23 protein-coding genes and 1 pseudogene are annotated in these 20940 nt (G+C 72.3%); 15 read left to right on the forward strand and 9 right to left on the reverse strand.

Going from position 1 to position 20940, the window contains the following annotated elements:
• Nucleotides 1–463: 463 nt before the first annotated feature.
• From AB0K02_RS09445 to AB0K02_RS09470, 6 genes are all read right to left on the reverse strand, one after another.
• On the reverse strand, nucleotides 464–1147 hold the full coding sequence (locus AB0K02_RS09445) for an aspartate/glutamate racemase family protein (protein ID WP_365991764.1): 684 nt from the start codon (nucleotides 1145–1147) through the stop codon (nucleotides 464–466).
• Between the two features lie 52 nt (nucleotides 1148–1199).
• Complete coding sequence (locus AB0K02_RS09450) at nucleotides 1200–2015, reverse strand: MBL fold metallo-hydrolase (RefSeq protein WP_365991766.1); 816 nt, start codon at nucleotides 2013–2015, stop codon at nucleotides 1200–1202.
• Nucleotides 2016–2239: 224 nt separating this feature from the next.
• A complete protein-coding gene (locus AB0K02_RS09455; protein WP_365991767.1) occupies nucleotides 2240–2581 on the reverse strand; it encodes a GNAT family N-acetyltransferase in 342 nt (113 codons plus the stop codon).
• Between the two features lie 74 nt (nucleotides 2582–2655).
• Nucleotides 2656–3072: an aspartate 1-decarboxylase gene (panD, locus tag AB0K02_RS09460; RefSeq protein ID WP_177147334.1), complete on the reverse strand. Its 417-nt coding sequence runs from the start codon at nucleotides 3070–3072 to the stop codon at nucleotides 2656–2658.
• A 400-nt stretch (nucleotides 3073–3472) separates the two neighbouring features.
• Nucleotides 3473–3694 (reverse strand): hypothetical protein, encoded by a 222-nt coding sequence (locus AB0K02_RS09465; RefSeq protein WP_365991768.1) that lies wholly within the window; start codon nucleotides 3692–3694, stop codon nucleotides 3473–3475.
• A gap of 71 nt (nucleotides 3695–3765) precedes the next feature.
• A complete protein-coding gene (locus AB0K02_RS09470; protein ID WP_365991769.1) occupies nucleotides 3766–4230 on the reverse strand; it encodes a VTT domain-containing protein in 465 nt (154 codons plus the stop codon).
• Between the two features lie 386 nt (nucleotides 4231–4616).
• Between AB0K02_RS09470 and bfr the strand changes: the two genes are divergently transcribed.
• The 4 genes from bfr (at nucleotide 4617) to AB0K02_RS09490 (ending at nucleotide 8904) form a co-directional block, all read left to right on the forward strand.
• Nucleotides 4617–5096, forward strand: a complete 480-nt coding sequence (gene bfr, locus AB0K02_RS09475) for a bacterioferritin (RefSeq protein WP_365991770.1) — start codon at nucleotides 4617–4619, stop codon at nucleotides 5094–5096.
• Nucleotides 5097–5211: 115 nt separating this feature from the next.
• Nucleotides 5212–6294, forward strand: coding sequence for an iron ABC transporter substrate-binding protein (locus tag AB0K02_RS09480; RefSeq protein ID WP_365991771.1), 1083 nt, complete (start codon nucleotides 5212–5214; stop codon nucleotides 6292–6294).
• Nucleotides 6295–6416: 122 nt separating this feature from the next.
• On the forward strand, nucleotides 6417–7868 hold the full coding sequence (locus tag AB0K02_RS09485) for an iron ABC transporter permease (RefSeq protein ID WP_365991772.1): 1452 nt from the start codon (nucleotides 6417–6419) through the stop codon (nucleotides 7866–7868).
• Nucleotide 7869: 1 nt separating this feature from the next.
• On the forward strand, nucleotides 7870–8904 hold the full coding sequence (locus AB0K02_RS09490; protein WP_365991773.1) for an ABC transporter ATP-binding protein: 1035 nt from the start codon (nucleotides 7870–7872) through the stop codon (nucleotides 8902–8904).
• Nucleotides 8905–9183: 279 nt separating this feature from the next.
• Here the strand turns inward: AB0K02_RS09490 and AB0K02_RS09495 are convergent, their stop codons facing one another.
• Nucleotides 9184–9375 carry a hypothetical protein gene (locus AB0K02_RS09495; RefSeq protein ID WP_365991774.1) on the reverse strand — a complete coding sequence of 64 codons (192 nt, stop codon included), beginning with the start codon at nucleotides 9373–9375 and terminating at the stop codon, nucleotides 9184–9186.
• 29 nt (nucleotides 9376–9404) lie between these two features.
• On the opposite strand from AB0K02_RS09495, the gene AB0K02_RS09500 reads away from it, so the two are divergent.
• The 8 genes and pseudogenes from AB0K02_RS09500 to AB0K02_RS09535 all read left to right on the forward strand — a co-directional run.
• Nucleotides 9405–9815, forward strand: coding sequence for a phosphopantetheine-binding protein (locus AB0K02_RS09500; RefSeq protein WP_365991775.1), 411 nt, complete (start codon nucleotides 9405–9407; stop codon nucleotides 9813–9815).
• A gap of 173 nt (nucleotides 9816–9988) precedes the next feature.
• Entirely contained in the window at nucleotides 9989–10195 is a 207-nt protein-coding gene (locus tag AB0K02_RS09505) for a hypothetical protein (RefSeq protein ID WP_365991776.1), read from the forward strand.
• A 256-nt stretch (nucleotides 10196–10451) separates the two neighbouring features.
• Nucleotides 10452–12443, forward strand: coding sequence for an AAA family ATPase (locus AB0K02_RS09510; protein ID WP_365991978.1), 1992 nt, complete (start codon nucleotides 10452–10454; stop codon nucleotides 12441–12443).
• A 241-nt stretch (nucleotides 12444–12684) separates the two neighbouring features.
• Complete coding sequence (locus AB0K02_RS09515; protein ID WP_365991777.1) at nucleotides 12685–13650, forward strand: hypothetical protein; 966 nt, start codon at nucleotides 12685–12687, stop codon at nucleotides 13648–13650.
• A complete protein-coding gene (locus AB0K02_RS09520) occupies nucleotides 13629–14027 on the forward strand; it encodes a hypothetical protein (RefSeq protein ID WP_365991778.1) in 399 nt (132 codons plus the stop codon). Before AB0K02_RS09515 ends, AB0K02_RS09520 begins: the two co-directional genes overlap by 22 nt.
• Nucleotides 14015–14617, forward strand: coding sequence for a hypothetical protein (locus tag AB0K02_RS09525; protein ID WP_365991779.1), 603 nt, complete (start codon nucleotides 14015–14017; stop codon nucleotides 14615–14617). Before AB0K02_RS09520 ends, AB0K02_RS09525 begins: the two co-directional genes overlap by 13 nt.
• A 188-nt stretch (nucleotides 14618–14805) precedes the next feature.
• Nucleotides 14806–15450 carry a TetR family transcriptional regulator gene (locus AB0K02_RS09530; RefSeq protein ID WP_365991781.1) on the forward strand — a complete coding sequence of 215 codons (645 nt, stop codon included), beginning with the start codon at nucleotides 14806–14808 and terminating at the stop codon, nucleotides 15448–15450.
• A 26-nt stretch (nucleotides 15451–15476) separates the two neighbouring features.
• A pseudogene (locus AB0K02_RS09535) lies at nucleotides 15477–16010 on the forward strand (CorA family divalent cation transporter); the annotation flags it as partial.
• Between the two features lie 67 nt (nucleotides 16011–16077).
• Here the strand turns inward: AB0K02_RS09535 and AB0K02_RS09540 are convergent.
• On the reverse strand, nucleotides 16078–16470 hold the full coding sequence (locus AB0K02_RS09540; protein ID WP_365991782.1) for a metalloregulator ArsR/SmtB family transcription factor: 393 nt from the start codon (nucleotides 16468–16470) through the stop codon (nucleotides 16078–16080).
• 91 nt (nucleotides 16471–16561) lie between these two features.
• Here AB0K02_RS09540 and AB0K02_RS09545 point away from each other — a divergent pair, with 91 nt between their 5' ends.
• The 3 genes from AB0K02_RS09545 (at nucleotide 16562) to pstS (ending at nucleotide 20154) form a co-directional block, all read left to right on the forward strand.
• The gene (locus AB0K02_RS09545; RefSeq protein WP_365991783.1) at nucleotides 16562–17656 is read left to right on the forward strand and encodes a magnesium and cobalt transport protein CorA; all 1095 of its coding nucleotides are present in this window, start codon (nucleotides 16562–16564) and stop codon (nucleotides 17654–17656) included.
• A 481-nt stretch (nucleotides 17657–18137) separates the two neighbouring features.
• Nucleotides 18138–18869, forward strand: a complete 732-nt coding sequence (locus tag AB0K02_RS09550) for a hypothetical protein (RefSeq protein ID WP_365991784.1) — start codon at nucleotides 18138–18140, stop codon at nucleotides 18867–18869.
• A gap of 160 nt (nucleotides 18870–19029) precedes the next feature.
• Complete coding sequence (gene pstS, locus AB0K02_RS09555; protein WP_365991785.1) at nucleotides 19030–20154, forward strand: phosphate ABC transporter substrate-binding protein PstS; 1125 nt, start codon at nucleotides 19030–19032, stop codon at nucleotides 20152–20154.
• Between the two features lie 43 nt (nucleotides 20155–20197).
• Here the strand turns inward: pstS and AB0K02_RS09560 are convergent, their stop codons facing one another.
• Entirely contained in the window at nucleotides 20198–20746 is a 549-nt protein-coding gene (locus AB0K02_RS09560; protein WP_365991786.1) for a DoxX family protein, read from the reverse strand.
• Nucleotides 20747–20940 lie beyond the last annotated feature (194 nt).

The raw sequence follows: 20940 nt of genomic DNA on the forward strand, positions 1-20940 counted from the left end.
CGAACCGCCGCCGAAGGGGTTCCGTACCCCAGACCGGCGCCGGGCGGCCTTCCGTGCCCCGAACCGCCGCCGAAGGGACCTTCCGTGCCCGGACCGGCCCGACCGGCCGTGTCTGCGGCCGGTCGGGGGGCCGGTCCGGTCAGGCAGGGCCCGGCTGGGGTTCGGGAGGCGGTACGGGCTCCGGAGCAGGTCCCGGCGGTGTCGGGATCGGGTCCGGTGCGGGGCCCGGCTGGGGCGTCGGCGTCGGCACCGGCCCGGGCAGCGGCCCCGGATCGGGGGGCACGCCGGGATCCGGTGTGGGGACGGGAGGTGCGGGATCAGGGTAGGGGTGAGTCATGCCGGACCTCCAGGGGGTGCGTTCCCGGTCTCTACGGGTGCGCGTTCCCACCCTCGCCGGGTCCAGTCGTCAGGCCACCGGATGCGGCGAAACCCGAGGTCCCACCGGATGCGGCGAAGCCTGAGGTCACGGACCGGAGCCGGGGGTGCCGTCGGCCGCCGGGCGCCCCGCCGCGGGGCCGGCGGCGGACGCGGCCGCCCCGGCCGCGGCCCGCAGACCGGGCTCCGGGCTGGAGAGCACCGGCAGCGCCGTCCGGGTCCGGGCCGCCGCGGCCGCCATCGACGCCTGGGCCAGTACGACGACGTCCGCGTCGCGCACCTCGTCGACGGCGGCCGCCACGGCGTCGAGGTATCCGTCCCGGTCCCCCGCCTCGAAACGCTCCCAGGCGTCCTCGACGAGCAGCGTGCGCAGCCGTGGCTGACGGCCGCGGGCCTCCTCGCGGATGAGGGCCGCGGTCGGTTCGAGTGTGCTGGCGACGGTGGCCACGATCATGACCCGTTCCCGGCGGGCCGCGGCGGCGCACATGGGCCTGTCGACCCGCAGCACGGGGACGCCGGCCCGGTCGGCGGCCGCCTCGGCCACGCCGCCGATGGTCGAGCAGGTGCACAGCACGGCATGGGCGCCGTCCGCGGCGGCGCCGGCGATCACGTCGGCGACGGCGGCCGCGACCGCGTCCGGACCGTCGCGCCGGGCCCGTGCGAGCAGGTCCTCGTGGACGAGGTGCCGCAGCGGCAGGGCCGGGTGGTGGGTGTCGCGCAGGGCGTCGAAGACCGGGACGTGGACCGGGGACGTGTGCAGCAGTGCCAGCATGCCGGAATCGTAGGGCGTACCGACTCGCACCAGCCTGGGGCGGCACCGGGGCTCATCGAGGGGCGCCGCCTCCTGCCTCGAAGCCGGCGAGCAGTTGCTCCAGCGCCTGTTGGTCGGGGCCGACGAACGGATCGGCTTCGGGCGCCGCGGAGATGTTGTCGATCATCTGCGGGGCCATGCCGAGCGCGGGGGGCAGATGGGTGCTCAGTACGGCCTCGGGCTCCATCTCGCGCAGCGGCCGCACACTGGCCGCGTACTTCTGCGGGTCGACGCAGTGGATCCAGGGGCTGTCGACGGTGGCCCACAGCAGTTGCCCGGCCCGCAGCTCGTCGTCCTTGATGTCGCCCGCGGTGGCCCCCGCGGCGAGGTCGGCGCTGGCGATGGGGGCGCCGAAGCAGTCGGAGCTGAAGCAGGCGGCCGACTTGTCGTCGTAGAAGCCGACCGTGGCGGGGTTGTCGAACAGCGGGGGCCGGAAGGCGCGCAGGACCCGGTCGCCGACGTCGAGGGACTGCCCCGGGTTGAGCAGGTGGACCCGCTCCAGGGGCAGGGGCCGCTCGGTCGACATGATGCCGACGGCGAGGTACGTGGTCACAAGGCGCGCCCGCGGCGCCGCGGCCAGGAGCGCGAACAGCCCGCCCGTATGGTCGCGGTCGGGGTGCGTGAGCCAGATCCAGCGCACGTCCTCGGGGTCGACGACGCTGCCCACCATGTCGAGGAAGGCGCGGTCGGGCAGGCCGAGTCCCGTGTCGACGACGACGGGTTCGGCCGCGTGGAGCACGAAGGCGTTGACCGTGAGGTAGCCGATGCCCGGGACCGGCAGGTGGTCGCCGAGGACGCTGATCTCGTGTCCGATGCGGTGAATGGCCATGGCTTCTCCGGAAACCCCCCAGGTGCAGGGATCGGATCACGGCTCATGGCGCCGCGGTCGCGTACGGCCCTGTGCGGTTGTGCATGCCCCCCGGGCCGACATCAGTGCTTGTGTTTCACAGTGTCCTCCCGTCGGGCCGGGCACGCTGCCGCACGGGCCCCCGGGATGCCCCGGGACCGGCGGCGGTACCGCCGCCGGTCCCGGGGCTCAGCGTGCCGCTGTCGTCACAGCTCGGGGTGTGCCTTGAGCTGTTCCTCGGCCTCCCGGACGAGATCGGCGGGCGCGGCCGGCGCCTCCTCGGGGTGCTTCAGCGCCCACTTCGCGGCGTACGGGCACAGCGGTACGACGGGGACGTTCTCGCGCGCCGCCGTCGCGTAGAACTCCCGCACGAGCGCGCCCCCGATGCCCTGCCCCTCGTGGCCCGGCTCGACCACGGTGTGCACGGCGACGAGTGCGGCGGTGTCGCCGGCCAGCACGAAGTACGCGATGCGGCCGGCCACCTCCCCGTCCAGGTGCGCTTCCAGCAGTCCGGCGGACCGGTTGTCGCGGATCTCGATCTCTCCCACGGCGGGGTTCTCTCCTCGATGCGTCGGACGGGGCCGCCGGCGGGCGGTCCCCGCCGGCGGTGGAACGCGGGGGGTCAGACGACGGCGTGGGGGCTGCGCGCGGTGTCGGTGCCGGGCACGGGTGCGGACGCGTCGGCTCCGAGGGCCACGATCCGGTTGCCGGCGTCGACGTGGACGACGCTGGGCACCAGGGCGCGTGCCTCGGCGTCGTCGACCTGGGCGTAGCTGATGAGGATCACGAGGTCGCCGGGGTGGACGAGGTGGGCGGCCGCCCCGTTGATGCCGATGACTCCGCTGCCGCGCTCGCCCTCGATGACGTAGGTCTCCAGGCGGGCGCCGTTGGTGATGTCGACGATGTGCACGAGCTCGCCGGGCAGGAGGTCGGCGGCGTCCATGAGGTCGCGGTCGACGGTGACGGAGCCGACGTAGTGCAGGTCGGCCTGGGTGACGGTCGCGCGATGGATCTTGGACTTGAACATGGTGCGCAGCATCGAGGTACTCCTGAACCTAGGCTCCCTGCCTGCGTTCGTGCAGGTCAAGTGCGGTTTCCCTACCTTACGGCGAGTCGCGTGTCCGGTCAGCCGTTCCCCGGTCTACCAGGACTCGGACTGACCGCTCACTGACTTTCCTGAGACATCGTCAGGTCGGATCGAGAGGGCCGCACCGGCCCTCCGCTCCCGCACCGCGACGACGATCCCAGCCTACGCAACGCCCCCGTGGAGGGTCTCCGTGATCACCGTCACTCCGGCGGTCCGGGCGGCAGTCAGGGGCGAAGGCGGTAGACAGGGAGTCGGGCCGCACGTCGAGCATGCTCCCGAACGTGCCCGGCGTCGTGAGCGGGACGGCGTACCGCGTTCACAGCCGCCGCCGTAGTCGGATCGGCTGCGCGGATCACGTACTCCCGCCCCGCGCCCGGGTCAGCTGCTTCAGTTCGATGACGGCCGCGACGGCGCGCAGCCAGGCGGCCGCGGTGTCGTCGGCGGCGGTCCCGCCCACGAGTTCGACGCCGGCCCGCAGCCACTCCCGTACGAGGACGTCGTCCTGCTGCCCGTCGGGGCCGCCGGTGAGGTCGAGCGCGTACTGCGCTCGACCGGCCCAGGCGATCGGCCTCAACTCTCCCCAGGGGTCAGCGCGTTCGAGCCGAGGCGACTTGCTTCGCTCTTCCTCCCGGCTCGCTGCTGCCGTCAGTCATCAGACCGGGTGCATCGCCTTCTTCGGAGGTGGACCGCCACCCCGCAGACCGCGAGGAGAAGAGCGGCGACGGCGGCCACACGGACTGCCGTCGGCGCGGCGAGCAGTCTTGCCAGGAGGTCGAGCACGCCGAGCCCGGCGGTCGCGTAGACCAGCGCCCAGCACGCTCCCCCAAGGAACAGTGCGGGAAGGTAGCGCGGCAGGGGCATACGCATACTGCCCGCGAGGAAGTTGGCAGCAGTCTGGAAACCGATGGTCAGGAAGGAGACGGCCACCACCGGCGCGCCCCATCGCTGGATCGCCCGTTCCGCGCGCTGGAACCTGGCCGAGGAGATCCGACCGGCGAGCTTGCTGCGCCTGGCACCGGCACCCGCGAGCCACCCGACGGCGAATGTCCCTCCGGCGCGCAGAAGAACGACGGCGTACAGTGCCGCAGCCGTGAGCGCGACCCTATCCACGACGCCTCACCCTCGGTGCCGGGCCGGGACCCGCGTCCCTCGTCACCCCTGCCGCATGTCCCGCCACAGCCGGCCCGCGACGGGCACAGGCCCGGTCTCCGTCTCTCACCTGTGGTCCGCCTCTGCCCGTTCCGTCCCTGCGTTTCCACCGCGGCGGCACCGGAACCCGAGCCTGACGCCGAGCCGGCGTCACCCGGCACAGCCAGATTAACCGAACGCCCATGCGCCGGATGCACGGCACCGATGCCCGACGGCGAGGACGAGGCCGGAGGCAGTTGTGCCGTGGCCGTGCTCGGCGGTAAGGGCATGCTTCCTGGATGTGATCAAGCGAGCGGCGTGAGGATGGAGGCATCCGCCCTGACACGTGCGGAAGGGAGCCGATCTCCATGAAGGGCGATTCCGAGGTTCTCGAATTCCTCAACGAACAGTTGACCGCCGAATTGACCGCGATCAATCAGTATTTCCTGCACGCGAAGATGCAGGAGAACTTCGGCTGGACAAAGCTCGCCGCCCACACGCGGCACGAGTCGTTCGACGAGATGAACCACGCGGAGACGTTGACCGACCGGATCCTCGTACTGGACGGCCTGCCGAACTACCAGCGCCTTTTCCACGTCCGCGTCGGACAGACGGTCGAGGAGATGCTGCGGGCCGACCGGGAGGTGGAGGCGGAGGCCGTCGATCGCCTCCGGCGCGGCATCGACGTCATGCGGGCCAAGAGCGACGTCACGTCCGCCAACATCTTCGAGTCGATCCTCAAGGACGAGGAGAGCCACATCGACTATCTCGACACCCAGTTGGCGCTGCTCGACAAGCTCGGCGAGGCGCTGTACATCGCCCAGTTGGTCGAACAGCCGGGAAGCTGACTCCGCCTCGCTCTCGCCGTGTCGCGGCCGCATGGGGACATGTCCGAATTAGCCTGCCCTAAATGAGGCAAGGCTGACCTAATGGACCCTCGACCCGTCATCAGGGAGTGAGAGCGTGCGCACAGCTCAAGGGAACGGCCACCGGACAGGCGTCGCACGACGCGCCACGGCTGCGGCCGTCGGCGGTCTGCTGGTGCTGACTCTCGCGGCCTGCGGCGGGGACGAGACCGCGGAAGGACAACAGGCAGACGGAGCCTCCGACGGGAAGATCACCGTGTACAGCGGTCGGAGCGAATCCCTGGTCAAGCCCGTGCTGGACCGCTTTCGCCAGGCGAGCGGCACGACGGTCGAGGTGCGGTACGGCGACACCGCGGCGATGGCCGCCCAGCTCCAGGAGGAGGGCGACCGCAGCCCGGCCGATGTGTTCCTCGCCCAGGACGCCGGCGCCTTGGGAGCCGTGGCCGAACAGGACCTGTTCACCACGTTGCCGGACGAGGTCCTGGACAAGGTGCCGGACGCCTACCGGTCGAAGGACGGCCAGTGGGTCGGGGTGACCGGCCGGGTCCGCACGATGGTCTACAACACCGGCCAGGTCCCCGTGGCCGATCTCCCGAAGTCGGTGTTCGAGCTGACCGGTCCCGAGTGGAAGGGCAAGGTCGGCATCGCGCCGACCAACGGCTCGTTCCAGGCGTTCGTCACCGCGATGCGGGTGGAGCACGGAGACGAGCGCACCCAGGAGTTCCTCAATGGGCTGAAGGCCAACGACGCACAGATCAGGGAGGGAAACGCCCCCATCGTCGCCGATGTCAACAGCGGCAAGATCGCCTCCGGGCTGGTCAACCACTACTACGTGTACGAATTGGCCAAGGAGGAAGGCACCACCGTCGACGCCCTCAAGGCGAAGAACCACTTCTTCCGGGACGGGGACGTCGGCTCCCTCGTCAATGTCTCCGGAGTCGGCGTACTGCGCAAGGCCGAGGACGATCCGGACGTCCGCGCGTTCGTCGACTACCTGCTGGGCACCGAGGCACAGTCCTACTTCGCCACGGAGACATACGAGTATCCGCTGGTGGCCGGTGTCGACAGCGCTCCCGGACTGCCCGCGCTCTCCTCGCTGGACGCGCCGGACATCGATCTCGACGACCTGGCCGACCTCCGGACCACGGTCGAAATGATCAAGGCTTCGGGGCTGGCCTGAGTACGCCGCCCGCCCTCGGTCTCCGCCGGGTCCGGCGCCCGCTCCCGCGTCCGGCCCTCGCTGTCGGCGCCGCACTCGGCGTCGGCGTCGCCCTGATCCCCCTGGCCTACCTGGGGGTCCGGGTGGCCGACGCCGGCTGGGCCCGGATCGCGGACGAGCTGTTCACCGCGCGGACCGGGGCACTGACCGCCCGGAGCGTCGCGCTGGCGTCGGTGGTCACCGCGGCGTGCACGGTACTCGGCGTGACATCGGCGCTGCTCGTCACGCGCACCGACGTGCCCGCGCGACGGTTCTTCGGCGTACTGGCCGCGCTGCCGCTCGCCGTGCCCAGCTACGTCGCCGGGTTCGCATGGGTCTCCACCGTCCCCGCTTCCGCGCGCTTCGAGGGCTTCTGGGCCGCGGCACTCGTGCTCACGCTGGTGTCGCACCCCTACGTCCACCTCCCGGTCGCGGCCGCGCTGAGCAGCGCCGACCCCGCGCAGGAGGAGGTGGCACGGTCGCTCGGGCGCGGCCCGTGGCGCACCTTCCTCGGCGTGACACTGCGCCAGGTGCGGCCCGCGGTCGCGGCGGGGGCGCTGCTCGTCGCCCTGTATGTGCTCTCCGACTTCGGCGCCGTCTCCATCCTGCGCGTGGACGTCCTCACCCGGGCCGTCTTCACGGCGATCAATCTCGGCTTCGACCGCACGAGCACACTCGTGCTCGCCACCGTGCTCGTCGTGCTCACCATGGTCATCCTTCTGGCCGAGCAGCTGACCCGGCGTCGTGGAGCCCGGTACGCCCGGCTCGGCGGCGGGGCGGGGCGGCCACCGGTACGGCTGCGTCTGGGGGGCCTGCGGTGGCCGGCCCTGCTCTGGCTCGCCGGCGTCGCGGCGCTGTCCCTCGGGGTTCCGGCGGCGAGCCTGGTCCGGTGGTTCGGCGAAGGCGTCTCACGGCCCGGGTCGACGACCCAGATCGCCGTGGCGGCGGGGAACTCCCTGTCCGTGTCCCTGGCCGGAGCGGCGCTCGTCATGCTCCTCGCCCTGCCGCTCGGACTACTGACGGCCAGGGCGCCGGGACCTGTCGCCGTCGCCCTCGACCGCCTGGCCTATGTGTCGCACGCGCTGCCGGGTCTGGTGATCGGGCTGTCACTGGTCTTCTTCGGGATCAACGTGGTGTACCCGCTCTACCAGACCGTCTGGCTGCTCGCCCTGTCGTACGCCGCCCTCTTCCTGCCCCTCGCGGTCGCCGCCGTCGGCGCCGCCGCGGTGCAGGCCCCACCGGAACTGGAGGAGGTGGCCCGCTCTCTCGGGCGGCGGCGCCTGTACGTACTGCGGACGGTGACCGTGCCGCTGGCCGCGCCCGGCATCGGCGCCGGCGCCGCACTCGTCTTCCTCACCTGCATGAAGGAGTTGCCCGCCACGCTGCTGCTGCGCCCCACCGGAATGGACACCCTCGCCACCGAGCTGTGGACGCGGACGGCCGTCTCCGCGTACGCGGCGGCCGCCCCCTACGCGGCCCTGCTGGTGCTCATCGCCGCCGTGCCGACCTGGTGGCTCTCGGTGCGTACGGGTGTCCTCGCCAAGGGAGGCGGCTGACATGGCCGAACTGCGCATCGGCGGAGTGCACAAGGCGTACGGCCCTGTGCGAGCCCTGCGCGGCGTGGACCTGGTCGTCCGCCCGGGATCCCTGACGGCGGTGCTCGGCCCCTCGGGCTGCGGCAAGACCACACTGCTGCGCTGTGTCGCCGGCTTCGAGGCCGTGGACGCCGGGGAGATCCGGATCGACGGCCGCACGGTCGCCGCCCCCGGTGCCGCGGTGCCGCCCGAGCGGCGCCGGATCACGGTGGTGCCCCAGGAGGGCGCGCTCTTCCCCCACCTGTCCGTGCGCGGGAACGTGGCCTACGGTCTCGACCGGTCGGCGCGGCGGGCGGGACGCGTCGCCTCGATCCTGGAGCTCGTGGGCCTGTCCGGCTTCGAGGACCGGATGCCGTACCACCTCTCCGGCGGCCAGCAGCAGCGCGTCGCGGTCGCGCGGGCGCTCGCACCGCGCCCGCCGGTGGTCCTGCTCGACGAGCCGTTCAGCGCCCTTGACGCCGCCCTGCGCTCCGAAGTGCGCCATGATGTGCGCCAGGCTCTTCGCGCGGACGGCGCCACGGCCGTCCTCGTGACGCACGACCAGGCCGAAGCGCTGTCCATCGCGGACGAGGTCGCCGTGATGCGGGACGGCCGCATCGTGCAGAGCGGACCACCGGAGCTGGTCTACAGCTCACCCGCCGATCCCTGGGTGGCCGGATTCGTCGGCGAGGCGGTCTGGCTGCGAGCCACCGTCGACGGCGACCTCGCCCGGACCTCGCTCGGCACTGTCCCGGTCGACCGCGCCGCAGGAACCGCGGCCGCGAGCACGCGGGTGCTGCTGCGCCCCGAACAGATCGATGTGGTGCCACTCGGCGATGCGAGCACGGTCGCGGCCGCCGTCGTACGCCGCGACTTCCAGGGCCACGACGCCCTCCTGGTGCTGCGCCTCGCGGACGGGACGGAGGTGACCGCCCGCATCTTCGACCCGTCGGCGCTCCCGTACGCGCTCGGCGACCGGGTCGGCTTGCGGGTGCGGGGCCGCGCCCGCGCCTTTTGATTGGGCGCCATCCGCCCTGACGTGAGTCGAGTTCGCACGCCCTCCAAGCAGGCGCCGCCTCGTCAAGTCCCGCCTCCCGACCTGTCCCACCCCGTCAGTGACCGCCTGCCCCGGTCGTACAAGGCCATGCCGGCGGCCATGGGCCTCCTGCAGGCCCCGGCCCGCAAGCTGCCCGTCCTCCGCGGGCGACCACCCCGTGTACGGGCGCCACTACCGCACCGGCGACCTGGCCAGGCTGCGGTCCGACGGCAGTGTCGAGCTGCTGGGCCGGACCGACCCTCAGACAAGCTGCGCGGCCACCGGATCGAACTGGGCGAGGTGGAGGCGGTGCTGCTCGACCGTCCGGACGTACGGGACGTCGCCGTCGTCGTGGTGGGCCGGCGCGGGCCGGACGCCGCCCTGGTCGCTTTCGTGGAACCGGCGAACGGGGCAGCCGGGGCGGCCGGGGTGGACAGCGCCGGGCTGACGCACATGCCCGGTCCCTGCTGCCCTCCGCCGCCGTGCCCCAGGAGATCGTCGTGCTGGAGTCGCTGCCGACCACCGCCAACGAGAAGCGGGACCATCTCGCGCTGACCCGCCTCGCCGAGCAGCGCCGCTCCGAGCGGAGCGCCGCGGCCGCAGGGCCGGCGGAGGCCTCGACGGAGGCGCAGACGGGGACGGCCGGGCGGCTGCTCGCCCTGTGGCAGAGCACGCTCGGCCGGACCGCCCTCGGCCCGCACGCCGACTTCTTCGACAGCGGCGGGCATTCGCTGCTTGGCGCCCAGCTCGTGCAGCGCATCGAGAAGACACTCGGCGTGCCGGTACGCCTGGCCGACCTGTTCGCCCGTCCCACCCCGCTCGCCATGGCCGCCCACCTCGATCCGGACGCCGCCGCACCGTCGGCCCGGGAACCTGAGGAAGACGGAGCCTGAGAAAGACATGGAGACCGTGAACCAGAACCACGCCACCGCCCCGTCCACCGCGTCCGCCGCGACCGTGCCGCCGTCGTGGCGGGTCCTGTGGCAGGACACGTTCGAGGGGCCGGCCGGGTCCCCGCCCGCCCCGGGGCCGCTGGGAGGGCACGGCGGAGGAGACCGCTTACGCGGTGCGCACCCTGCTGGGGCTGACCGGCGACGACGGCACCCGGGCCGGGTATGCGGCACAGGCCGTACGCCGGGGCTGCTCCTTCCTGCTGCAGCACGGTCTGGATCTCGAGCGCCATCCTCCGCTGTGGATCGGCAAGGAGTTGTACGCCCCTGGCCATCTGGTGCGTGCGGCGGTGCTGGGCGCGCTGATCGCGGCCCGGCGGTGACCGGCCGCAGGGAGCGCTGTTCGACGACAACCGGCCGCCAATAACACAACTCAGCCAGTCTATTAACCCGGTTCAGTTATGCTGGGACCGGAAATTCGCCGTCCGGCCCTGCCGGGTGGCGCGCAAGGCCGTCACCTCGGAAGGGTCTCGATCGATGACGTCACACGTCCAGGACACGTACGGCACGCAGGAGGCCGTCGGACTCGACGACGAGCTGGCCCTGGAGCGTGGGTACGTCGCGGTGTGCCGCGAGGCGATGACCCGGCAGGTGGACGATGCCCAGTACCAGGTCGTCGCGGGTGAGGACGTGTCGGGTGACGGTGCGAGCGCCGAGGCGCTCGGCCGCTACCTGCGCACCCGCGCACGGCAGATGGCGGAGGAGCCCGACAGCCCGCTGTTCTTCGGCCGGCTCGACTTCGAGGACTCCGAGGAGGCGGGGGACCACCGGCGGCAGCGGTACTACATCGGCCGCAGGCGGGTCTCGGAACACCCGGCCGCACCGCCCCTGGTGATCGACTGGCGTGCGCCGGTCTCCCGCACCTACTACCAGGCGAGCGCCCTGGAGCCGCGCGGCGTCGCGGTGCGGCGGCGCTTCGGGTGGGCGCCGTGGAGCCACGGCGCTCCCGAGGACCTCACCGGACTTGAGGACGAGCACCTCGACCACGCCCGCGGCGACGACGGCGGCGACGCGGCGAGCGCGATCGTCGCCGCCGAGATCGAGCGGCCCCGCCTCGGCCCGATGCGCGACATCGTCGCCACCATCCAGCCGGAACAGGACAACCTGGTCCGCAGCGAGCTGAACGAGTCGGTCTGTGTGCAGGGCACCCCGGGCAGCGGCAAGACCGCCGTCGGCCTGCACCGCGCCGCGTATCTCCTCTACACGTTCCCCGAGCGGCTGCAGCGCAGCGGTCTGCTGATCATCGGCCCGAACCGCACCTTCCTGCGCTACATCTCCGAGGTGCTGCCATCGCTGGGCGAGATCGACATCGCCCAGCTGACGATGGAGGACGTCGTCGCACGGCACCCGGTGCGGCGGGCGGAATCCGAGGACGTCAGCGTCCTGAAGCACAGCGACCGTATGGCCACCGTCCTTGAGCGCGCGCTGTACGCCCGGGTGGGGCACCCGGAGGAGTCCATCGCGGTCACCGACGGCTCGTACCGCTGGCGGGTGGACTCGTACGACCTGGCCCGGGTCATCGACGAGGTGCGGGGCATGGGGGTGCCGTACGGGATCGGCCGCGAGCATGTGCGTTCGCGGGTGGTCACGCTGATCCAGCAGCAGGCCGAGCGGCGGGCCGGCCCGAAGAGCGTGACCTGGGCGCGCAAGATCGGCCGTTCGAAGCCGGTCGCCGCGCTGCTGGAGGCGGCGTGGCCGGTGGCGCGGCCGGAGGAGGTCGTGGCCACGCTGTTGAGCGATCCGGCGGTGATGGAGGCCGCGGCGGACGGGGTGTTCGACGCCGCCGAGCAGCGGGCCCTGCTGTGGGCGAAGCCTCCGCGGTCGGAGAAGAGCGCCACCTGGTCGGTCGAGGACATGCTGCTGCTCGACGAGGTCGCGGGGCTCATCGAACGCCCAGAGGGCTACGGCCATGTGGTCGTGGACGAGGCCCAGGACCTGTCGCCGATGCAGTGCCGGGCGATCGCCCGGCGCAGCGCGTTCGGCTCCATCACGGTGCTGGGCGACCTGGCCCAGGCGACGGCGCCGTGGTCGGCACGGACCTGGCAGGAGCAGCTGACGCACCTGGGCAAGGCGCAGGCCACGGTCGTCCCGCTGACCACCGGCTTCCGTGTGCCCGCCGCGGTGATGGAGTTGGCCAACCGGCTGGTGGGCGCACTGGGCGTGGACGTGCCGCCGGCCCGCTCGCTGCGCCATGACGGCGAGTTGACGGTCAGCGCCGTCGACAACCTGGCGTCCGCCACCGTGTCCGCCGTCCGCGCGGCCCTCGACCGCGAGGGGTCGGTCGCCGTCATCGCCGCCGACGACGCGGTCGCCGCCACCTCGGCGGCGCTGCGCCGGGCGGGCATCGAGACGGCGACGGCCGAGGAGGTCGGCACGGCCGCCCGGGTGACCGTGCTGCCCGCGACGGTCGTCAAGGGCCTGGAGTACGACCATGTCGTCGTGGTGGAGCCGGCCGCGATCGTCGAGTCCGAGCCGCGCGGACTGCACCGGCTGTACGTCGTGGTGACGCGTGCGGTGTCCCGGCTCGACGTCCTGCACGCCCGGCCGCTGCCGGAGCCGCTCGCCGCCTGAGGCGCGGACCGTCCGAGATGGTGCGGCCCAGGGGATTCCCCGGGCCGCATTTTGCGACCACTCGAAGAACCCCAAGGCGGAAAATCGCCGCCGGCTTTCGAAGTTGACCGTCGTCCACCAACTCCTCTGCCACACAGGGCGATTCAAAGGAGTTTCACAGCATACAAGTGACACACTCGCAGCCGTCGGCCGCAGTCTTGCGGCGGCCACCCGGGCGCCGGAAGGTGAACGCGACAAGTCGATGGATGAATTCTGCGCGGCCGTCATGGAATTGGCCGACGACCATCCCCTCGTCCTCGCCGTCGACGACATCCACGAGGCCGACCCGGAGTCTCTGGGCTGCCTGGGCCACCTCGCCCGCCGTATGGTCGCCTCCCGGGTTCTGGCGGTGTTCACCGACCGGCCCCAGGCGCTGCCGCCGTACGCCGCCGCGCGTGCCGAGTTCGCCCGGCAGCCCGGGTTCCATCAGCTCCGGGTCGGCCCGCTGACCGTGGACGACGTCCGGCTGCTGCTGGCCGACCGGCTGGGCGTGCCGGCCGACGAGGCCGGCGCCGTGGAGTTCCACGCGGCGAGCGGAGGCAGCCCGCTGCTGACGCAGGCGCTGATCGAAGACACCCGCAACGCCCTGCACAGCTGGGACACGGCCACATTACGTCCGGTCGCCGGGGAGGTGTTCGACTCCGCGGTGGTCGACTGTGTCCACCGGGCCAGCGCGCCTGCGGCCGATCTCGCCCGGCACCTGGCGGTGCTGGGGCCGGACGCGCTGCAGGTGCTGCTCGACCGCAGCAGCACCGGTCCGACCACCCGGCACCTGCAGGAGCTGACCCAGGCCGGCCTGCTGGTGGGCCCGGGCTTCCGCCACCCGGGTATGCCCACGGTGCTGGGAGACGAGGTCTCCGCCGAGGAACGGGCCCGGCTGCACGGCCGGGCCGCCGTCCTGCTGCACGACAACGACGCCCATCCGGCCACGGTGGCCGAACACATCATGGCGGCCGGAGGTATCGCGGAAGCCTGGGCGCCCCCACTGCTCCAGGAAGCCGGGCCGACGCGCTCGCCCACGACGAGTTCCCGAAGGCGATGCGGCTGTTCGACCTGGCCCACGCCATCTGCCCCGACGGACCCCAACGGGCTTCGATCCTGTTCCAGCGCACGCTGTCCGCCTGGCAGGTCGACCCGGCCAAGGCGATGCGCCGGCTCCCGGAACTGAAGGAGGCGCTCCAGGCCGGGCATCTCACGGCCACGTCGGGGGTGATGCCCCTGATCAAGAACCTGGTCTGGCGCGGATATGTGGACGAGGCCACGGAGGTTCTGGAGCTGGCCGACCGACTGGCCGACGACCCGGGCGGGGAGGGCGTGGCCGAGGTGCGGGCGCTGCAGCGGTGGCTGTCCGTGCTGTGCCCGCCGTTCCACCGGCGCATGTTCGGCGATGCGCCCCTCGACGTCGCCGACGAGATCGGCTGCGCCGCGATCGCCGCACAGCCGCGCCTGCACGCGGCCACACTGCCCTGTCCGTCGTACTGCGGGGCGGCGAACCCGAGCCGGCGGTGGTCGGCGCCGCGCATGTACTGGAGATGTCCAGCCTGACGCCGACGCTTGAGACCATCCGGCTGGCTCTGATGACGCTGTTCTATGCCGACCGCACCGAGCAGGTCGACGCCTGGTGCACCACGCTCCTGGAGGCGGCCCCCGAGCGGAACATCCCGACCTGGGACGCGCTGCTGTCCTCGCTGCGGGCGGCGAACCTCATCCGGCAGGGCCGGCTGCTGGAGGCCGAGCGGCACAGTGGCCTGGCCCTGTCGCGGATCTCGTCACGGGGCTGGGGTCTGAGCATCGGCCTGCCGCTGGCGACTTCGGTGTACGCGCTGACCGCGATGGGACGCTACGACGAGGCGCGGGCCCGGCTCGGCCGGCCGGTGCCCGAGGCGGTCTTCCAGACTCTCTTCGGCCAGCACTACCTGTACGCCCGAGGCCAGTTCCACCTGGCCACCGGGCGACTTCAGGCCGCCCTCGGCGACTTCCTGGCGTGCGGCAAGGCCCTGGAGAGCTGGGGCGCACGCTCATCGCGTGGCGCACCGGGTGGCGGAGGCCCGGCTGCGCCTGGGCGAGCCGGACCCGTGTCCAGCATGACCATCAGCTGGGCCAGGGCGATCACCCCAAGCCCCCACCACCGGTAGCGCACCGACCTCTCGGTGGAGGCCGCTGTTGCCTGTGCCATGTCCTGATGTCCTTCCCTCACCGCGGGCGGCAGTCCGTCCGGCCGGTCCGTCTCCGTTGGCGGACACTAGAGCTGATTTCTTAACCAAGTCAATTTAGAGACTCGGTTACCTGATTGCCTGGGTAAGGGATGTGCTAGGATGGCGTGGTGAATGCGCCGATGGGCTTGCGGGAGCGCAAGAAACAGCGAACGCGAGAGACGATCTCCGACACGGCGATCACGCTCTTCCTTGAGCACGGGTTCGACCAGGTCTCGGTCGTCGACATCGCGGCCGTCGCCGAGGTCTCCAAGCCCACGCTGTTCAAGTACTTCCCCACCAAGGAAGATCTGGTCGTCCACCGCTTCGCCGACCACCAGACGGTGAGCAGCACCGTCGTCGCGGAGCGGCCGCCCGGGGTGTCCGCGATCGACGCCCTGCACCAGCACTTCCTGGACGGACTGGCAGCCCGTGACCCCATCACGGGGCTCAACGACGACGAGCACGTCCTCGCCTTCCACCACCTCGTGTATTCCACGCCGAGCCTGGTGGCGCGCGTCAGCCAGTACCTGGCCCACGCCGAGGAAGCGCTCGCCCAGGCCCTGGTCGACGCGCTCGACTCCGACCGCGAGATCACGGCCGCCCTGCTGGCCGGCCAGGTCATCGCCACCGAGCGCATCCTGGCCTCGGTGAACTGGCAGCGCATCGTCGCCGGCCGGTCCGCGGACGAGGTCCACCCCGAGGCGGTGGCCGACGCGGATCACGCCTACGCCCTGCTGCGCCAGGGGCTGGCGGGGGCGACCGCCGAGAAGTGACACCGAAGGGACACCAACGACCGCGGCAGAACGACATCGACGAGATCGAGACCGAGGTCTTCCGCGGCGACCCGAAGGTCTCCCGCCGCATCTACGAACTCTCGCGCGAGGTGATCGATTTCCAGCGCGCCGCCCGCCCCCTGCTGAAGATCATGCGGGACCTGGAGGCCGGTTTCGACAAGTACGGCACGGACGAGGAGCTGCGCCGCTACCTGCGCGACGTGGCCGACCACGCCACCACGGCCGCCGAGCGCGTGGACAGCTTCCGCCAGATGCTGGAGAGCATCCTCACCGTCAACGCCACCCTGGTCGCCCAGGCGCAGAACGAGGAGATGCGGCTGCTGGCCGAGGCCGGCCATGCCCAGAACAACGAGATCAAGAAGGTCTCGTCCTGGGCTGCCATCCTCTTCGCGCCGACCCTGATCGGGACGGTCTACGGCATGAACTTCGACCACATGCCGGAGCTGCACTGGATCCTCGGCTACCCCTTCGCCATCGCCCTGATGGCCCTGGTCTGCGTCAGCCTGTACGTGGTCTTCAAACGCCGAGACTGGCTCTGAGCCCGCACCGCGGGCATGCGGCAGCCGGGCCGGCCGTGCCCCTGTTCCGGCCGGGAGGCGCGCAGCCCTACCGTCGCACGGTCCGCGCCGGGGGCTCCGCCTGTTCTGCCACGGCCGCCGGCTCCCTGCGGGGACCGCCTCCCGGCCCCGCGGAGCCGGTGCCGGCGTCTCCCGCGAGCTGCGCCGCCTCTTCCAGCAGGCCGCGCACGCCCGCCGCCCGGTAGTAGACGCGTGTGCCCTCGCGCCGCGAGGTGACCAGGCCGGCCGCGCGCAGCTTCGCCAGGTGCTGCGAGGTCGCGGCCACCTGCGCGCCCAGCATCCGCGCCAGCTCGCCCACCGGCAGCTCACGGCGGCTGAGCGCCCACAGCAGGCGGTACCGCGACGGGTCGGCCACCGCCTTCAGCACGGCCACCGCACGGTCAGCGGCCTCCGCGCTCCACCCTTCTACTTGCGCATCCACGCAAGTAGGGTACCGGTGGGGTGCACAAGGCGCCCGGGCCGGCGGTGGGGAGCTCCGGCCCAGTGACCGGACCCGGTGAAGGAGCGGCGGCATGTCGATGGTCGGAAGCCTGCGCAAGATGGCCCGCCTGGCCCGGCGGACGCGCCGCGTGGACCTCAGCCACCCAGCCCGCTCACCGCTCGGCACCACCGTCGTCAACTGCGTCGCCTACCGCGACGGCTGCCGCCTCTCCGGGGCGGACGGCATCGAGGAATCCCTCCGGCGGATCCGCAAGCACGGGGACGGCTTCGTCTGGATCGGCCTGCACGAGCCGTCCGAGGACGAGTTCGCGGGCATCGCCGAACTCTTCGACCTCCACCCGCTGGCCGTCGAGGACGCCGTCCACGCCCACGAGCGCCCCAAGGTGGAGCAGTACGGCGACGTCCTGTTCACCGTGTTCAAGACCGTCACCTACGTCGAGCACGAGCAGCTCACGGCCACCAGCGAGGTCGTCGACACCGGCGAGATCATGGTTTTCACCGGCCCCGACTTCGTCGTCACCGTCCGCCACGGACGCCACGGCTCGCTCGGACCGCTGCGAGAGGCAGTGGAAGCCGATGCCCAGCAGCTCGCCAAGGGCCCCTCGGCGGTGCTGCACGCGATCGCCGACCACGTCGTGGACGACTACCTCACCGTCGTCGACGCGGTCCAGGAAGACATCGAGCACGTCGAGACCGACGTGTTCGCTCCACGCGGGTCCGAGGCCCCCGACGCCGGACGCATCTACCAGCTCAAGCGCGAACTCCTCGAACTGAAGCGGGCCGTCGTCCCGCTCGCCCGCCCGCTCGCGGTGCTGGCCACCCAGCCCTGCCCCTCGGTCGACGCCGCCATACAGCCGTACTTCCGCGACGTCGCCGACCACCTCGCCCGCGCCACCGAGCGGATCAGCTCCTTCGACGGACTCATCGACTCGATCCTCCAGGCCCACCTCGCCCAGGTGACGGTCGCCCAGAACGAGGACATGCGCAAGATCACCGCCTGGGCCGCCGTCGTCGCCGTGCCCACCATGGTGTGCGGCGTGTACGGCATGAACTTCGACCACATGCCCGAACTGCGCTGGACCTACGGCTATCCGCTGGTGCTCAGCACCATCGCGGTCGCCTGCCTCCTCATCCACCGAGGCTTCAAACGCAACGGCTGGCTGTGAGTCGTCGGCCCGCTCCCAGCCGGCGCCGCAGGTGAGGAACTCGCGGACACTGACTTGGGCCTGAGTCGGCGGCGTCGCCGTGCCGGCCGAGACGGTCGTCGAGCCGTACGGCGACGCACCGGCCTCGGACTCCGAGGCGGACGTCCTCGCCCGGGCGCAGCGGTCCCCGCAGATGCTGCCCACCCGACATCGGCCTGTGCCGTCGGCGCGGTGGTCGACCCGAGCTGCGCGTGTTCGACGCGGCGGGCCCCGCCGGTCGTTGACGCCTCGCTCGGTGTTCCCGACCGCCCCGCGTGGCAACGCCGCCGTCGACGGCCTGGCCTGGCCGACGGCCCCGGTGAGGCCGGGCGGCCCGAGCCCGCCTCCTGTCTCCGGGCGGTCGGCGCAACGGCGGCAGCGCCGAACTGAGAGCATCGAGGGCCGAGGACCGTGAAGCGGGAACGTACGCGCACCGCGCCGCCCATGTGATGAGGAGGATCTGATGAACGCCGCCGACGAGGGACGGCAACAGCTGGACGCGGTCAGCGTTCTCAACGCCAGGACGACCCTCCTCCAGCTCCTCGCGCGGGCGGGCGTCTACTCCGGTGACGCGGAGGAGCTGATCGGACTCGTCGAGGCCGGTGCCCTCGCCCTCGCGCACAGGGAGGTCAGCGGCATCGGGCGGAACGCGCCGGGGGACAAGGGCGAGCTCTACGAGGCCGGCCTGCTCGACGGCGCACAGGCCGTCGCCGACGAGCTCGGCGCCATCGCCGAACGAGCGCTGCAACACGTCGTCGGCTCCGACCCGTCGGACGGCGCTCCCGACCGTCGCCCTCCGGTCCGGAGGATGGAGGTGGAGCGGGCGAAGGTGGCGGTCACGCCCCTTTACCTGTCGTTCACCTCGGCCTCCGACCTCGATCCCGAGGTCACCGAACAGGTGCTCACCGCCGTCCTCGGCACGATGACCTCCAGGCAACGGGCCGCTTACGCCGGTCTGCTGGCGGATTTCGCCTCGGCCCATCGGGTGCGCCTGGAGCGGCTCTACGCGGGCTACGGACCCGGCAGCAGCATCGCGATCCACGGTCGTTACTCCCTCATCCACTCCCCCACCAGCATCGCCGTGCTGGAGCGACTCGCCACGGCCCCGTCCGCGCTGCGGGAGGAGTGGGACGCCGCCGAACTGCCGCCGGCGTGGCTGGACGGGCTGACAACGGCCTGGGGGTCGCCGGCCTGACCGCCGACGGCCCGGACCGCGACCGCCGCCCCACCGGCACAGCAGATGGCACATCGGGACCGAAGAACACCTGAACGACGCCCGCCGTTTGCCTGGACGTCACCGGACGAGCATCCGTGTCGGAAAGCATCTGTGTCCCTGGCTCAGGGAGGGAACGCAGGTGCGGCACGGACGGATCAATCGGCTACGACGGCTCGGCGCGGGACTGGCGGCCTTGGCAGGGGCCGCGTCGCTGACCGCGTGCGGCACCGGTGCGACCGGCGACGGCGAGCGGGCCGCCGCCAAGGCGCCGAGCGACATCGTCTGCGCGCAGAAGGGACAGCTCGCGGGGTCGGGCTCCACCGCCCAGCAGAACGCGATGAGGCACTGGATGCGGGAGTACCAGCAGGCGTGCCCCGGGGTGCAGATCCGCTACGTGGCGATCGGTTCGAGCGGCGGTGTCGCCCAGTTCCTGCGCGGGGCGACGGTGCTGGCCGGCACGGACAGCGCGCTGAAGCCGGACGAGGTCGAGGCGTCCCGCCAGTCCTGCCCCGGAGGCCGGGCCATCGACCTGCCCATGGTCGGCGGGCCGATCGCCGTCGGCTACAACGTCGACGGCGTGGACGACCTGGTCCTCGACGCGCCGACGCTCGCCAGGATCTTCGACTCGGAGATCACCACGTGGGACGACCCGGAGATCCGGCGGCTGAATCCCGGCGTCGCACTGCCCCCGACCCCGATCAGCGCGGTGCACCGCTCCGACGGTTCGGGCACCACGCAGAACCTCAACGCCTATCTGGCCGCCGCGGCCCCCGAGGACTGGCCCTACGAGGCGGAGAAGGCGTGGCAGGCCAAGGGGGGCCATTCGGCGGCGGGTTCCGACGGCGTGGCCTCGCAGGTGTACACCACGGACGGCGCCATCGGGTACTTCGAGTTGTCGTCCGCCGCGGAGGAGAAGATTCCGACGGTCAGGCTGGACACCGGTGCGCCGGAGCCTGTCGCCGTCTCGGCGAAGGCGGCGTCGGCGGGCATCGCCGCGGCCGAGGTGGGCGACGGCGGCGGCAAGGACCTGACGGTGGAGTTCGACTACGCGACCAAGGCCCCGGGGGCGTACCCGCTGGTCCATGTCACGTACGAGGTCGTCTGCGACAAGGGCACACCGGCCGGGGCGCTCCCGGCCCTCAAGTCCTTCCTCACGTACACAGCCGGCGAGGAGGGCCAGAACGACCTGGCGAAGCTGCACTACGCACCCTTGCCGCCGGCGCTGGCAGCCCGGGTGCGGGACGTGGTGGCGAGCCTGTCCTGACGGGCGGGAGCGGCCACGGGACGCCGTCGCGGCGGACGCCGGGTCACTCGTCGAAGGGGTCCTCGGGCTCCGCGTCCGGGTCAGGCTCCGCCTGGTCCTTGACGCGCTTGCCGACGACGGCCGCCGCCGCGAGCGCGCTGGCCAGGAAGGCGGCGGCGACCGTCCACGGCTGGTCGAAGCGGTGGCCGGTCACGTGGTCGAGCGAGTACCGACCGGGACCGGCGACGCCGAGGGCCGCCGCCGAGAATCCGAGGAACGCCGGGTACTCGAAACCGCCCGACTGCGCGAAGAAGCCGGCCGGAGCGTGGACGGAGACGGCTCCGGCCATGTTGCCCGCCGCCACGGCACCGGCGGCCGGAGTCGCGAGCCCGAGGGCCAGCAGCACGCCCCCGCCCGTCTCGGCGAGGCCGGCGGCGAGGGCGCTCCCCTTGGGCGGGTGGAAGCCCATGGCCTCCATCCCCTTGCTGGTCCCCTCCAGGCCGCCTCCCCCGAACCAGCCGAAGAGCTTCTGCGTGCCGTGGGCGGCGAGCACGGCGCCGGTACCGACCCGCAGGACGAACAGTCCGACGTCACGGCGGTTGAAGGTGGTCATGGCTGCTCCCGGTGCGGACGACATGGGCGACGCCATCCACTCTCGGCCTGCCGGGCGTCCGGGCCGCTGCGTTGCTGGTCCGTACGGGTGACGGCACACGCGGCAGCGCATGGGCGGAGGGGGCGCCCCTCCGCGTAACAGGAACGCGCTGCGGGCGGCGGTCCCGGGGACAACGGCGTTCACCCGCCCGCCTG

Origin of the sequence: Streptomyces sp. NPDC049597 (assembly GCF_040675505.1) — a bacterium.
Taxonomy (GTDB): domain Bacteria; phylum Actinomycetota; class Actinomycetes; order Streptomycetales; family Streptomycetaceae; genus Streptomyces.

Bases quoted from the DNA above. Each gene is read 5' to 3' on its own strand.
- AB0K02_RS09450 (WP_365991766.1), bottom strand. From the start codon at position 2,015: ATGGCCATTCACCGCATCGGACACGAGATCAGCGTCCTCGGCGACCAC.
- AB0K02_RS09525 (WP_365991779.1), top strand. From the start codon at position 14,015: ATGTCCAGCCTGACGCCGACGCTTGAGACCATCCGGCTGGCTCTGATG.
- AB0K02_RS09550 (WP_365991784.1), top strand. From the start codon at position 18,138: ATGAACGCCGCCGACGAGGGACGGCAACAGCTGGACGCGGTCAGCGTT.
- AB0K02_RS09490 (WP_365991773.1), top strand. From the start codon at position 7,870: ATGGCCGAACTGCGCATCGGCGGAGTGCACAAGGCGTACGGCCCTGTG.
- AB0K02_RS09560 (WP_365991786.1), bottom strand. From the start codon at position 20,746: ATGACCACCTTCAACCGCCGTGACGTCGGACTGTTCGTCCTGCGGGTC.
- AB0K02_RS09510 (WP_365991978.1), top strand. From the start codon at position 10,452: ATGACCCGGCAGGTGGACGATGCCCAGTACCAGGTCGTCGCGGGTGAG.
- AB0K02_RS09520 (WP_365991778.1), top strand. From the start codon at position 13,629: ATGCGCCGGCTCCCGGAACTGAAGGAGGCGCTCCAGGCCGGGCATCTC.
- AB0K02_RS09515 (WP_365991777.1), top strand. From the start codon at position 12,685: ATGGATGAATTCTGCGCGGCCGTCATGGAATTGGCCGACGACCATCCC.
- bfr (WP_365991770.1), top strand. From the start codon at position 4,617: ATGAAGGGCGATTCCGAGGTTCTCGAATTCCTCAACGAACAGTTGACC.
- AB0K02_RS09445 (WP_365991764.1), bottom strand. From the start codon at position 1,147: ATGCTGGCACTGCTGCACACGTCCCCGGTCCACGTCCCGGTCTTCGAC.
- AB0K02_RS09545 (WP_365991783.1), top strand. From the start codon at position 16,562: ATGTCGATGGTCGGAAGCCTGCGCAAGATGGCCCGCCTGGCCCGGCGG.
- panD (WP_177147334.1), bottom strand. From the start codon at position 3,072: ATGCTGCGCACCATGTTCAAGTCCAAGATCCATCGCGCGACCGTCACC.